The sequence below is a fragment of the Streptomyces sp. NPDC020884 genome, assembly GCF_044333935.1.
GTDB lineage: Bacteria > Actinomycetota > Actinomycetes > Streptomycetales > Streptomycetaceae > Streptomyces.
Map to the genome: position 1 here is coordinate 343,661 of NZ_JBIRRY010000001.1, position 12,556 is coordinate 356,216.

Here is a 12,556-nt window from a genome sequence, read left to right on the forward strand (position 1 = left end):
CCTTCGGCCGCAGCCGCGTCGGCGGCGGGTACAGCCGGTCACGACTGCTTGTGCAGTCCGAGTTTTTCGTAGATTTCCAGCGTAGCCGTCGAGTTGTTGAGCGTGATGAAGTGCAGTCCGGGCACACCCTCGGACAGCAGCTTCGCGCAGAACTCCGTTGCGAACTCGATGCCAATGGAGCGTACAGCGGCTGGATCGTCCTTGGCTGCGAGGATGCGTTCTTTCAACGACGCGGGCACGGTCGCGTTGCTGAGCTGGGAGAACTTTTCCAGTTGCTTCACGCTGGTGAGAGGCATGACCTCGGGAATCACCGGCGTTTCGCAACCCGCAGCGACGACACGGTCACGCATCCGGAGATAGTCCTCCGGGCGGAAGAACATCTGGGTGATCGCGTAATCCGCGCCCGCCCGGCACTTGTCCACGAAATGACCGATGTCCGTCTCCCAGTCGGACGACCGTGGGTGCATTTCAGGAAATGCCGCGACGCCGACGCAGAAGTCGCCCGATTCCTTGATGAGACGGACGAGGTCGGCGGCGTACTTCACGCCCTGCGGGTGCTCCACCCACGCGCCCATCGGGTCGCCCGGCGGGTCGCCGCGCACCGCGAGGATGTTCCTGATGCCCGCGTCGGCGTACTGCCCGACCATGTTGCGCAGCTCGGCGACCGAGTGGTTCACCGCGGTCAGGTGGGCGACCGGGATGAGCGTGGAGTCGGCGGCGATCTGCTGCGTGGCCCGGACCGTTCCGGCGCGGGTGGAGCCGCCGGCGCCGTACGTCACGGAGACGAAGCTCGGGCGGACCGCCTCGACCCGGCGCAGTGCGTTCCAGAGGTTCCGCTCACCTTTTTCGGTCTTGGGCGCCCAGAACTCGAAGGAGTACGACGTTTTGCCAGTCGCCAGCAGGTCACGCACCGTACGCGCGTGATCCGTCCTGGTGGAGGGTGTGCCAAGAGCCATAAGGGGAGATTAACCAGGGGGTGGACACTCCCCCAACCAGAGCGGGAAGATTTGTCCGATTTTGCCGGACTGTTGTCCATCCCTCGGACAGGAGCCCGAGATGTCCCGCGTCAGCACGCCGGAGGATTCAGAGCGTGTGCGCCCTCACGCGCCGGGCCAGCTCGGCGCTGGCGGCGGCCGGATCGTCGGCCTCGGTGATGGCCCGGACGACGACGACGCGGCGGGCTCCGGCGTCCAGCACCTGGTCCAGATTGCCCGCGTCGATCCCGCCGATCGCGAACCAGGGCCGCGGTCCGCCGAGGGCGGCGGCATAGCGCACGAGGTCGAGGCCGGGGGCATGGCGGCCGGGCTTGGTGGGGGTGGGCCAGCAGGGGCCGGTGCAGAAGTAGTCCACGCCGTCCTGGACGACGGCGGCGTCGACCTCGGCCTCGGCGTGGGTGGAGCGGCCGATCAGCCGGTCGGCGCCGATGATCGCGCGGGCGGCGGGGACCGGCAGGTCGCCCTGACCGAGGTGCAGGACGTCGGCGCCGATGGCGTGGGCGACGTCGGCGCGGTCGTTCACCGCGAGGAGCTTGCCGTGCCGACGGCAGGCGTCGGCGAAGACCGCGAGGTGCTCCAGCTCCTCTCCGGCCTCCATGCCCTTGTCCCGGAGCTGGACGATGTCGACACCGCCGGACAGCACGGCGTCCAGGAACGCGGGGAGGTCCCCCTGCCGCTTACGCGCGTCCGTGCACAGATAGAGCCGGGCGTCGGACAGTTGCTCGCGAGGCGTGGACATAAGTGGAACTCCCCCGGGGTCGTGACGGTGCACGGGCCGCGCCGGGCGGCCCGTGCTCCGCTTCCTGTCGTGTCGGTCAGACGGCGAGCGCCTGGGCGCGGCGCTTCACCTCCGTACCGCGATTCTCGCTCAGCGCCTGCGCGGGGGTGCCGGGCAGGGTCGGGTCGGGAGTGAAGAGCCACTCCAGCATCTCTTCGTCGGAATAGCCGTCGTCCCTCAGGAGGGTCAGGGTGCCGGCAAGGCCCTTGACCACCTTGTCGCCGTCGATGAAGGCGGCGGGCACCTGGAGCGTCCGCTTCTCACCACGGCGCACGGCGATGAGCTGGCCATCCCGGACCAGCTGCCGTACACGCGTCACCTCGACATCGAGCTTTTCCGCGATGTCGGGGAGGTGGAGCCAGGCGGGGACGAGAGCATCGGTCTTTGCGTCAATCTCGGTCACGAGGACAAGCGTGCCATCCCGGACCGACAGCCGGTAGCCGGGCCGACCGTACGGGGGTCGGTCCGGCGGCTGCCGGGGCCGTCACAGGGCGGCGGACTTCAGCGGTACGGCGGGGTCGGCCACCTTCTCCGGGTCGAGAGCGGCCCCCGACCCGATGAGCCTGCGGCCCTGGGCGAGGTCGCGCGGGCGGCCCACGGCGAGCACGGCGACCAGCGCGCCGTCGCGCAGCCAGCACACCGACCAGGCGGCGTCCGCCCCGTCGCCGCGCCACAGCAGGGTGTCGGCGTGCGCGTGGTGGCCGGCGTACTGCACGAAGCGGCCGAACTGCTCGGACCAGAAGTACGGGACGGGGTCGTAGACGGGGAGCGGTCCGCCGTCCTGGGCGGCCATGATCGCGGCGGCCACGGTGCGCGGGCCCTGGAGGGCGTTGTCCCAGTGGTGGACGAGCAGGCGCGTTCCGTAGCGGGCGGAGGGGAAGGAGGCGCAGTCCCCGACCGCGTACACATCGGGCAGGGAGGCGCCGAGCGCGCTGTCCGCGGTGACCGAGCCGTCCGGGCCGAGCGCGATCCCGGAGCCGGCCAGCCAGCCGGTGGCGGGGCGCGCGCCGATGCCGACGACCACGGCTCCGGCGGGCAGGGCGCGGCCGTCCGCGAGGATCACGGCCCCTTCCTCGACCCGGTCGACCCGGGCCCCGGTGAGGAGTTCGGCGCCGCTGTCGGCGTACCAGGCGGCCATGGGGGCGGCCACCTCGGCGGGCAGGGCGCCCGCGAGCGGGCGGGCGGCGGCCTCGACGACGGTGACCGCGCAGCCGGCGGCGCGGGCCGCGGTGGCGAACTCCGCGCCGATCCAGCCGGCCCCGACGACGACCACGTCGTGCTGCCGGTCCAGGACGGGCCGCAGCCGGGCGGCGTCGTCGAGGGTGCGCAGCAGATGGACGCCGGGCACGCCTTCGGTGCCGGGCAGGGTGAGGGGCTCCGCGCCGGTCGCGAGGACCAGGACGTCGTAGGGGACCGGCCCGTCGGCGGTGTCCAGGACATGGTCGGCGGCGCGCAGGGCGATGACGTCCAGGCCGAGGCGCAGGGTGATGTCCAGCGCCTCGAAGTCGATGTCGAAGGCGGAGTCCTCGGCCTTGCCCAGCAGCACGGCCTTGGACAGCGGGGGGCGGTCGTAGGGCTGGTGGGGCTCGGCGCCGATCAGGGTGACGGGCCCGGTGAAGCCCGCCTCGCGCAGGGCCACGGCGCTCTGCACGCCCGCCATGCCCGCTCCGACGATCACGGCGTGCCGTGTCCCCTGCCGTGCCGTCCGCTGCCGCGTCTGCTCGCTCACGCGGACCAGTCTATTCATCTGACGTAGGGTCAGATAGATACTTCCTCGACCACGCTGGTTCCGCTGCCCTCCTGGGACTCCCAGGCCCACCGCTCCGCCAGCCGCACCCGGCCGTCAGCGAGGTCGAGCACCGTGGAGAGGCAGTGCCCGGACGAGGTCGTTCCGTCCTGCTTGAGCTGGACGTAGCGGAAGTCCAGCGCGTCCCCCTCGCGGGTGCCGACGAGGTGGCCGCGGACCACGTCGCCGCCCGCGTACTCGGCCCAGATCCGGCCGTCCCGCTCGTGGTAGGTGAAGCGGGTGCGGGTGCCGACCTGGCCGGGGGCCTGGTCGGCGACGGGCGAGAGGACGAGTCCGTCGAGTGAACGGGCCACGGTGGCTGCTCCCTTGGCCGGCCGCCCACGGGCCGTGGGCGGGTGGGTTTAGGGTGGCCACGGTAGAACACTCGCGGGAGCCCGGACGCACCGGGCTGAGAGGGAGGCTGGACGGCCTCCGACCGTACGAACCTGATCCGGGTCATGCCGGCGAAGGGAGGGGCTGGACACCCATGCGCGTCTCGGGGAGAAACTCCGGATCCGACGTCCTCGTCATCGGGGGCGGCATCATCGGCCTGGTCACCGCGTGGCGGGCCGCCCAGCGCGGGCTGCGCGTCACGGTGGCGGACCCCGCACCGGGCGGCGGCGCCGCGCAGGTCGCGGCGGGCATGCTGGCCGCCGTCACCGAGCTGCACTACGGCGAGCAGATGCTGCTCGGGCTCAACCTCGCTTCCGCCGCCCGCTATCCGGCGTTCGTGGCCGAGCTGGAGGAGGCGAGCGGCCGGGAGACCGGCTTTCGCACCTGTGGCACGCTCGCCGTCGCGCTCGACTCCGACGACCGGGCCCATCTGCGCGAGCTGCACGCCCTCCAGGAGCGTTCGGGCCTGGAGTCGGTCTGGCTGAACGGCCGCGAGTGCCGCCGCCTGGAGCCGATGCTGGCCCCGGGCGTGCGGGGCGGCCTGCGGGTCGACGGCGACCACCAGGTGGACCCGCGTCGCCTCGCCGCGGCGCTGCTGTCCGCGTGCGAGCGGGCCGGGGTCGCGTTCCGCCGGACGACCGCGGACCGGCTCACCGTCACCGGGGGCCGGGCAGCCGGGGCGCTGCTCGGCGACGGCAGGGAGTTCGCGGCCGATCAGGTCGTGCTCGCCGCGGGCAGCCTCAGCGGCCGGCTCGCGGGGCTCCCGCCGGAGCTCGTGCCGCCGGTCCGCCCGGTCAAGGGCCAGGTGCTCCGGCTCACGGTGCCACCGGCGTACGCCCCCTTCCTCAGCCGCACCGTGCGCGCCGTGGTCCGGGGCGGCCACCTCTACCTCGTGCCGCGGGAGAACGGCGAGCTGGTCGTCGGCGCCACCAGCGAGGAGATGGGCTGGGACACGACGGTCACCGCCGGCGGGGTGTACGAGCTGCTGCGCGACGCCCACGAGCTGGTCCCCGGCATCACCGAGCTGCCGCTCACCGAGACCCGGGCCGGTCTGCGCCCGGCCACCCCCGACAACGCCCCGCTGCTCGGCCCGACCGCCCTGCCCGGTCTGCTGCTCGCCACCGGGCACCACCGCAACGGCGTCCTGCTGACCCCCGTCACCGGGGACGCGATGGCCGACGTCCTGACCACCGGCGAACTGCCCGAGACGGCCCGCCCCTTCGCGCCCGGCCGATTCGCACCCGCCGCCCCCGTACTCCAGGAGCAGCCCGTATGACCCAGCAGCCCGCCGTCCCCGAGCCCGGCTCCGAGCCCGTCCCCTCCGGGGCCCCGGTTTCCGTCTCGGTGAACGGGGAAGCCCGTGTCGTTCCCGCCGGGACGGCCCTGGACGCCCTCGTGGCCACCCTGACCCCGGCCCGCTCCGGGGTCGCCGCCGCCGTCAACGAGAGCGTCGTCCCGCGCGGCCAGTGGGCCGCCACCGCACTCGGCGAGGGCGACCGCGTCGAGGTCCTGACCGCCGTACAGGGAGGCTGACCATGTCGGACGACGTCTTCACGCTGGGGCCCGCCACGTTCGGATCCCGGCTGATCATGGGCACCGGCGGGGCCCCCGGCCTGGAGGTGCTGGAGCGCTCGCTGATCGCCTCCGGCACCGAGCTGACCACGGTCGCGATGCGCCGGCTGGACCCGACCGTGCAGGGTTCGGTGCTCTCGGTGCTGGAGCGGCTCTCCATCCACGTCCTGCCGAACACCGCGGGCTGCTTCACCGCGGGTGAGGCGGTGCTGACCGCCCGGCTGGCCCGGGAGGCGCTCGGCACCGACTGGGTGAAGCTGGAGGTGATCGCCGACGAGCGGACCCTGCTGCCCGACCCCATCGAGCTGCTGGACGCGGCGGAGACGCTGGTCGACGACGGGTTCGTCGTGCTGCCCTACACCAACGACGACCCGATCCTGGCGCGGAAGCTGGAGGACGTGGGGTGCGCGGCGATCATGCCCCTCGGCTCCCCCATCGGCTCCGGGCTCGGCATCCGCAACCCGCACAACTTCGAGCTGATCGTCGAGCGGGCCGGGGTGCCGGTGATCCTGGACGCGGGCGCCGGGACGGCCTCGGACGCGGCGCAGGCGATGGAGCTGGGGTGCGCGGCTGTGATGCTCGCCTCGGCGGTGACCCGGGCGCAGGAGCCGGAACTGATGGCCGCGGCGATGCGTCACGCGGTCGAGGGCGGGCGGCTCGCGTACCGGGCGGGCCGGATTCCGCGCCGCCACTTCGCCGAGGCCTCGTCCCCGGTGGCCGGGCGGGCGGCGTTCGATCCGGAGCGGCCGGCGTTCTGAGCCGCCGCACGGGCTCGCCACCTGGGCGTGTCCCTGTCACGGATCGGCTGCAGAACGGCCCCGGGAACGCCCCGGCCCGTCCGGGGTGTCGGTGGCGGCTCGTAGACTCTCGGGGTGGACACGACCCTCCAGGACCCTCTCGTCGGGCAGCTGCTCGACGGCCGGTATCGCATAGAGGCGCGCATCGCCGTCGGCGGGATGGCCACGGTCTACCGGGCCGTGGACACCCGCCTGGACCGGGTGCTCGCCCTCAAGGTGATGCACCCGGCGCTCGCCACCGACGTCTCGTTCGTCGAGCGCTTCATCCGTGAGGCCAAGTCGGTGGCCCGCCTCGCCCACCCCAACGTCGTCGCGGTCTTCGACCAGGGCGCCCAGGGCGCGTACGTCTATCTCGCGATGGAGTATGTGGCGGGCTGCACCCTGCGCGACGTGCTGCGCGAGCGCGGGGCCCTCCAGCCCCGGGCGGCGCTGGACATCCTGGAGCCGGTCCTCGCCGCGCTCGGCGCCGCGCACCGGGCGGGGTTCGTGCACCGCGACATGAAGCCGGAGAACGTCCTGATAGGGGACGACGGCCGGGTGAAGGTCGCCGACTTCGGCCTGGTCAGAGCGGTCGGCACGGCCACCGACACCACCGGCTCCCTGCTGGGCACGGTCTCCTACCTGGCCCCCGAGCAGATCGAGCACGGCACCGCCGACACCCGCAGCGATGTGTACGCCTGCGGGGTCGTGCTGTACGAGATGCTGACCGGCGCCAAGCCGCACACCGGCGAGAACGCCGCCCAGGTCATCTACCGGCACCTCAACACCGACGTCCCGGCCCCGTCCGCCGCCGTGCCGGGTCTCCCGGTCGCGCTGGACAGCCTGGTGGCGAGCGCGACCGCCCGCAATCCCGAGGTGCGTCCGCACGACGCGGTGCTGCTGCTGGCCGAGGCCCGTGAGGCGCGCACCGCGCTGACCGACGCCGAGCTGGACGCCGTGCCGCCGCAGGCGCTGTCCGACGCGCACGACGGCGCGGACGACCGGACGAGCGTGATCCCGCGGGCCCTTCCAGTGGCCGATGGCGACGACGGCGGTGTCGTGCACCGCACCAGCCGCCTGGAGATGCCCCCGACGGGACCCGCGAACCGACGCGGGACCGGCCGGCGCGGGCCGTTCGGCGGACCGCACCGCAAGCTCATCACGATCCTCACCGCCGTCCTGCTGACGCTGGGCATCGGAACGGGCGTCTGGTACATCAACTCCGGCCAGTTCACCCAGGTGCCCTCGCTGCTGGGCCAGACCCAGCAGGCCGCCGAGCAGCGGCTCTCGGACCGGGGGCTGGGGCTGAAGGGCGTGGACCGGGTCTTCAGCGACAGCGTCGAGCGGGGCTCGGTCGTGAGCAGCGACCCCGCGTCGGGCGATCGGATCCGGGGCAACGGCTCGGTGAAGCTCGTCGTCTCGCGGGGCCCGGAGATCGTGCGGGTGCCCGATGTCGTGGGCAAAGCCCTCGCGGACGCCCGGCGTTCCCTGAAGAAGGTGGGCCTGGCCCCCGGGATGGTGACCAGGGAGTTCAGCGAGGACGTGGCCCGCGGCGAGGTGATCCGGACGGATCCCCGCGCGGGCACGGACCGCAACCCGGACACGGCCGTGGCGCTCGTCGTCAGCAAGGGCGCCCCCGTGGACGTCCCCGATGTCACCGGTCTCTCGGCCGAGGACGCCACCGCCGAGCTGGCGGCCGAGGGGCTGAAGGCCGAGGTGCTGCCCGGCCGGATCCACTCCGCCGAGGTCGAGGGGGACGTCGCCGAGCAGTCGCCCGAAGGGGGCGCCGAGGCCGCCGAGGGCGACACGATCCAGCTGACCGTCTCCAAGGGCCCCCGGATGCTGGACGTCCCGGACGTCACCGGCCGGGACGTCGACGAGGCGCGCGGCACCCTGGAGGAGGCGGGCTTCGAGGTGAAGGTCGACCGGCCGTTCCTCTCCTTCAGCGACACCATCGCGAGCCAGTCCGTGGGCGGCGGCGAACAGGCCCCCGAAGGGTCCACGATCACCATCAAGACCAAGGGGTTCTAGAAACCACATGCACGCGCTGCGCAATCCGGTGGGCGGACACGTTCCGGTGGCCGGCGGTCTCGCCAAGATCGGCCTGGAGTACGCCCGTGAGCTGGCGGCGGAGGCCGTGCAGGTCTTCGTGGCCAACCCGCGCGGCTGGGCGACGCCCACCGGGAACCCGGCGCAGGACGAGCTGTTCCGCGCCGAGTGCGCGGCGGCCTCGATCCCCGCGTACGTCCACGCCCCGTATCTGATCAACTTCGGCTCGCACACGGAGGCGACGGTCGAGAAGTCCGTGGACTCCCTGCGCCACTCGCTGCGCCGGGCCCGCGAGATCGGCGCACGGGGCGTGGTGGTGCACACCGGTTCGGCGACCGGCGGACGACCGCGCGCCGAGGCGCTGGCCCAGGTGCGCGAGCACCTGCGACCGCTGCTGGACGAGCTGACCCACGACGACGATCCGGATCTGCTGCTGGAGTCGACGGCCGGCCAGGGCTTCTCGCTCTGCTCGCGCACCTGGGACTTCGGGCCGTACTTCGAGGCGCTGGACTCCCACCCGAAGCTGGGCGTCTGCCTGGACACCTGCCACATCTACGCCGCCGGGCATGATCTGACCGGCCCCTCGGGGATGCGGCAGACGCTCGACCTGCTGGTGGACACGGTCGGCGAGGGGCGGCTCAAGCTGATCCACGCCAACGACTCCAAGGACGTCGTGGGCGCCCACAAGGACCGGCACGAGAACATCGGCGCCGGTCACATCGGGGCGGAGCCCTTCGCGGAGCTGTTCGCCCATCCGGCGACCGAGGGCGTGCCGCTGGTCATCGAGACGCCCGGCGGCAAGGAGGGGCACGCGGCGGACGTGGCCCGGCTCAAGGAGCTCCGGAACGCTCGCTAGAGCTCGGGACCGTCCCCGGGCTCCTCCTGGTAGGAGTAGCGCTGCTCGCCCCAGGGGTCGCCGATGTTGTGGTAGCCCCGTTCCTCCCAGAACCCGCGCCGGTCAGCCGTCATGTACTCGATGCCCCGGACCCACTTCGGGCCCTTCCAGGCGTACAGGTGCGGGACGACGAGGCGCAGCGGGAAGCCGTGTTCGGCGGTGAGGAGTTCGCCGTCCTTGTGGGTGGCGAAGAGGGTGAGCTCGGAGGCGAAGTCGTCCAGGCGCAGGTTCGAGGAGAAGCCGTACTCGGCCCAGACCATCACATGGGTGGCGTCGGGGGCGGGCGGCGCCAGTTCGAGAACCGTACGGGCGGGGATCCCGCCCCATTCGGCGCCGATCATGCTGAACTTCGTCACGCAGTGCAGATCGGCGACGACCGAGGAGAACGGCAGCGCCGAGAAGTCCTGGTGGTTCCAGCAGCGCTTGTCGCCGTCGGCGGTGGCTCCGAAGACCCGGAACTCCCAGCGGTCGGGCTTGAACTTGGGAACGGGGCCGTAGTGGGTGACCGGCCATCCGCGCTGCAGTCGCTGGCCCGGCGGAAGCTCGGCCTGCTCTGCTGCGCGGTGTTCCCGGCTTTCCGGCTGACCCATGCCTCCATGGTGACAGACAGGCAGGGGTGGTCATGACCAGCGGGGATCCCATCGGGGCAACTCGTACTAAGCGTGCACTTACTGGACGGCCGCTGAGCGCGGTGCGAGGATCTGGCCAACTTGCCAGATCGATCACCGGTTGGAAGGAGCCTTTGCCATGCAGGGCGACCCCGAGGTCCTTGAGTTTCTCAATGAGCAGCTGACCGCCGAATTGACTGCCATCAACCAGTATTTTCTGCACGCCAAGATGCAGGACAACTTCGGGTGGACCAAGCTCGCCAAGTACACCCGGGCCGAGTCCTTCGACGAGATGAAGCATGCCGAGATCCTGACCGACCGGATCCTGTTCCTCGACGGGCTGCCGAACTACCAGCGACTTTTCCATGTCCGGGTGGGCCAGACGGTCACCGAGATGTTCCAGGCGGACCGCCAGGTCGAGGTGGAGGCGATCGACCGCCTCAAGCGCGGCATCGAGGTGATGCGGGGCAAGGGCGACATCACGTCCGCGAACATCTTCGAGTCGATCCTGGAGGACGAGGAGCACCACATCGACTATCTCGACACCCAGCTGGAGCTGGTCGAGAAGCTCGGTGAGCCGCTCTACATCGCCCAGCTGATCGAGCAGCCGGAGAGCTGAGCGCTCAGGCCGCGTCGGAGAGCCGTACGTCCCGGATGCCGGCCGCGGCGACCGCTGCCGCGGCCGGGTGCGCGAGGGAGGCGGTCACGGGTTCCTGTCGCTGGTCGAGCAGATCGCGGCGGGGGCAGTCGCCCCGTCCCAGCAGGGCCTGGATGCGGCGCACACATCCACCGCAGTCCGTTCCGGCCTTGCAGGCCGAGGCGATCTGGCGGGGCGTGCAGGCTCCGGCGTCCGCATGCTTCTTGACCTGCTGTTCCGTGATGCCGAAGCACGAGCAGACGTACATGCGGTTCACCTCCCTGCGGGTCGGTCGCTGGCGCCGTCCCGGTCTTCATCGGTGAGGCTAACCTAACCTTACCCGGCCCTCGGGCGGCGTAAAAGCCCCGGGACGACCTGTGGGGCACGGATCACATCGATCCGTGCCCCACAGGTGCGACTGCCGGGAATTCCGCCCGGCCGACCGGTCTACTGGTCGCGGTACATCTCGGCGACGAGGAATGCCAGGTCGAGGGACTGGCTGCGGTTGAGGCGGGGGTCGCAGGCCGTCTCGTAGCGCTGGTGCAGGTCGTCCACGAAGATCTCGTGGCCGCCGCCCACGCACTCGGTGACGTCGTCGCCGGTCAGCTCCACGTGGATGCCGCCCGGGTGGGTGCCGAGGCCCTTGTGGACCTCGAAGAAGCCCTTGACCTCGTCCAGGACGTCGTCGAAGCGGCGCGTCTTGTGGCCGGAGGCGGCCTCGAAGGTGTTGCCGTGCATCGGGTCGGTCACCCAGGCGACGGTCGCGCCGGAGGCGGTGACCTTCTCGACCAGCTCGGGGAGCTTGTCGCGGACCTTGTCGGCGCCCATCCGGACGACGAAGGTCAGCCGGCCCGGCTCGCGCTCGGGGTCGAGGCGGTCGACGTAGCCGAGCGCCTCGTCGACGGTGGTCGTCGGGCCGAGCTTGATGCCGATCGGGTTGCGGATCCGGGAGGCGAACTCGATGTGCGCGCCGTCCATCTGGCGGGTGCGCTCACCGATCCAGACCATGTGTCCCGAGGTGTCGTAGAGCTCGCCGGTGCGCGAGTCCGTACGGGTCAGCGCCGACTCGTAGTCCAGCAGCAGCGCCTCGTGCGAGGCGTAGAACTCGACCGCCTTGAACTCGGCCGGGTCGGTGCCGCACGCCTTCATGAAGTTCAGCGCGTTGTCGATCTCGCGGGCCAGGGCCTCGTAGCGCTGGCCGGAGGGGGAGGACTTCACGAAGTCCTGGTTCCAGGCGTGGACCTGGCGCAGGTCGGCGTAACCGCCGGTGGTGAAGGCACGGACCAGGTTCAGCGTGGAGGAGGACGCGTGGTACATCTGCTTCAGCCGGGCGGGGTCCGGGATCCGGTCCTTCTCGGTGAAGGCGAAGCCGTTCACCGAGTCGCCGCGGTAGGTCGGCAGGGTCACGCCGTCGCGGGTCTCGGTCGACTTGGAGCGCGGCTTGGAGTACTGGCCCGCGATCCGGCCGACCTTCACCACGGGCACGGAGGCCGCGTAGGTCAGGACGGCGCTCATCTGGAGCAGCGTCTTCAGCTTGGCCCGGATGTGGTCGGCGGACACGGCGTCGAAGGCCTCGGCGCAGTCGCCGCCCTGCAGCAGGAACGCCTCGCCCTTGGCGACGGCTCCCAGGCGGGCACGCAGCTGGTCGCACTCGCCCGCGAAGACGAGCGGCGGATACGACGCGAGGTCCGCGAGTACATCGCGCAGGGCCTCGGAGTCGGGGTACTCGGGCTGCTGCGCCGCGGGAAGGTCTCGCCAGGTGTTGCCACCGGCGACGGAGGTATTGGCGTTCACGGTCACGAGCACAACATTACGGGGTCGGAAGAGGCGTCCAGCCGAGCGCTCAACAGATGAGACGACCGCTCCGATGCCCCGGACCGTCCGTTAAGGTCAGGACATGTCGACGCAACAGATCCAGATCTCGATCCAGAACTGGTGGTGGACCGCTCATCCGGCGGCCCGCTGATTCATCGCGCTGACACTTCGCGAAGGCCGCCCGAGGGGCGGCCTTTTCTGCGTTGCGGAGCCGTTCCTCTCCTCGGTGAACCCCGTGCGGAAGCCCGTACG

At 71.7% G+C, this 12,556-nt stretch carries 15 protein-coding genes and 1 riboswitch; of the genes, 7 read left to right on the forward strand and 8 right to left on the reverse strand.

The features are described 5' to 3' along the window. Nucleotides 1-38: 38 nt before the first annotated feature. From metF to ACH4UK_RS01580, 5 genes are all read right to left on the reverse strand, one after another. Nucleotides 39-956, reverse strand: coding sequence for a methylenetetrahydrofolate reductase [NAD(P)H] (metF, locus tag ACH4UK_RS01560; protein ID WP_398354067.1), 918 nt, complete (start codon nucleotides 954-956; stop codon nucleotides 39-41). A 127-nt stretch (nucleotides 957-1,083) separates the two neighbouring features. Then, a complete protein-coding gene (gene thiE, locus ACH4UK_RS01565) occupies nucleotides 1,084-1,734 on the reverse strand; it encodes a thiamine phosphate synthase (RefSeq protein ID WP_398354068.1) in 651 nt (216 codons plus the stop codon). A 76-nt stretch (nucleotides 1,735-1,810) separates the two neighbouring features. Then, nucleotides 1,811-2,176, reverse strand: coding sequence for an Rv2175c family DNA-binding protein (locus tag ACH4UK_RS01570; RefSeq protein ID WP_398354069.1), 366 nt, complete (start codon nucleotides 2,174-2,176; stop codon nucleotides 1,811-1,813). Nucleotides 2,177-2,257: 81 nt separating this feature from the next. After that, nucleotides 2,258-3,502, reverse strand: coding sequence for an NAD(P)/FAD-dependent oxidoreductase (locus ACH4UK_RS01575; protein ID WP_398354070.1), 1,245 nt, complete (start codon nucleotides 3,500-3,502; stop codon nucleotides 2,258-2,260). A gap of 29 nt (nucleotides 3,503-3,531) precedes the next feature. Then, on the reverse strand, nucleotides 3,532-3,873 hold the full coding sequence (locus ACH4UK_RS01580; protein ID WP_398354071.1) for a hypothetical protein: 342 nt from the start codon (nucleotides 3,871-3,873) through the stop codon (nucleotides 3,532-3,534). 63 nt (nucleotides 3,874-3,936) lie between these two features. Then, a riboswitch (TPP riboswitch) is annotated at nucleotides 3,937-4,049 on the forward strand. On the opposite strand from ACH4UK_RS01580, the gene thiO reads away from it, so the two are divergent. The 5 genes from thiO to ACH4UK_RS01605 all read left to right on the forward strand — a co-directional run bounded on the left by thiO (nucleotide 4,047) and on the right by ACH4UK_RS01605 (nucleotide 9,205). Beyond that, on the forward strand, nucleotides 4,047-5,228 hold the full coding sequence (gene thiO, locus ACH4UK_RS01585) for a glycine oxidase ThiO (RefSeq protein WP_398354072.1): 1,182 nt from the start codon (nucleotides 4,047-4,049) through the stop codon (nucleotides 5,226-5,228). Its footprint overlaps the riboswitch before it by 3 nt. After that, nucleotides 5,225-5,485 (forward strand): sulfur carrier protein ThiS, encoded by a 261-nt coding sequence (gene thiS, locus ACH4UK_RS01590; protein ID WP_398354073.1) that lies wholly within the window; start codon nucleotides 5,225-5,227, stop codon nucleotides 5,483-5,485. Before thiO ends, thiS begins: the two co-directional genes overlap by 4 nt. Before the next feature lie 2 nt (nucleotides 5,486-5,487). Then, nucleotides 5,488-6,282 carry a thiazole synthase gene (locus ACH4UK_RS01595; protein ID WP_398354074.1) on the forward strand — a complete coding sequence of 265 codons (795 nt, stop codon included), beginning with the start codon at nucleotides 5,488-5,490 and terminating at the stop codon, nucleotides 6,280-6,282. Nucleotides 6,283-6,396: 114 nt separating this feature from the next. Beyond that, nucleotides 6,397-8,331 carry a Stk1 family PASTA domain-containing Ser/Thr kinase gene (pknB, locus tag ACH4UK_RS01600; RefSeq protein WP_398354075.1) on the forward strand — a complete coding sequence of 645 codons (1,935 nt, stop codon included), beginning with the start codon at nucleotides 6,397-6,399 and terminating at the stop codon, nucleotides 8,329-8,331. 7 nt (nucleotides 8,332-8,338) lie between these two features. Further along, nucleotides 8,339-9,205: a deoxyribonuclease IV gene (locus tag ACH4UK_RS01605; RefSeq protein ID WP_398354076.1), complete on the forward strand. Its 867-nt coding sequence runs from the start codon at nucleotides 8,339-8,341 to the stop codon at nucleotides 9,203-9,205. On the opposite strand, the gene ACH4UK_RS01610 is transcribed toward ACH4UK_RS01605, so the two are convergent. Beyond that, complete coding sequence (locus ACH4UK_RS01610; RefSeq protein ID WP_398354077.1) at nucleotides 9,202-9,834, reverse strand: sulfite oxidase-like oxidoreductase; 633 nt, start codon at nucleotides 9,832-9,834, stop codon at nucleotides 9,202-9,204. The genes ACH4UK_RS01605 and ACH4UK_RS01610 overlap by 4 nt on opposite strands. Before the next feature lie 157 nt (nucleotides 9,835-9,991). On the opposite strand from ACH4UK_RS01610, the gene bfr reads away from it, so the two are divergent. Then, nucleotides 9,992-10,471 carry a bacterioferritin gene (bfr, locus tag ACH4UK_RS01615; protein WP_007451289.1) on the forward strand — a complete coding sequence of 160 codons (480 nt, stop codon included), beginning with the start codon at nucleotides 9,992-9,994 and terminating at the stop codon, nucleotides 10,469-10,471. 4 nt (nucleotides 10,472-10,475) lie between these two features. Here bfr and ACH4UK_RS01620 read toward each other — a convergent pair whose 3' ends face one another. Beyond that, nucleotides 10,476-10,757: a bacterioferritin-associated ferredoxin gene (locus tag ACH4UK_RS01620; protein ID WP_398354078.1), complete on the reverse strand. Its 282-nt coding sequence runs from the start codon at nucleotides 10,755-10,757 to the stop codon at nucleotides 10,476-10,478. A gap of 179 nt (nucleotides 10,758-10,936) precedes the next feature. After that, on the reverse strand, nucleotides 10,937-12,283 hold the full coding sequence (locus ACH4UK_RS01625; protein WP_398354910.1) for a class II 3-deoxy-7-phosphoheptulonate synthase: 1,347 nt from the start codon (nucleotides 12,281-12,283) through the stop codon (nucleotides 10,937-10,939). A gap of 103 nt (nucleotides 12,284-12,386) precedes the next feature. Here ACH4UK_RS01625 and ACH4UK_RS01630 point away from each other — a divergent pair, with 103 nt between their 5' ends. Next, a complete protein-coding gene (locus ACH4UK_RS01630; protein WP_106429850.1) occupies nucleotides 12,387-12,455 on the forward strand; it encodes a trp operon leader peptide in 69 nt (22 codons plus the stop codon). Nucleotides 12,456-12,556: the final 101 nt, after the last annotated feature.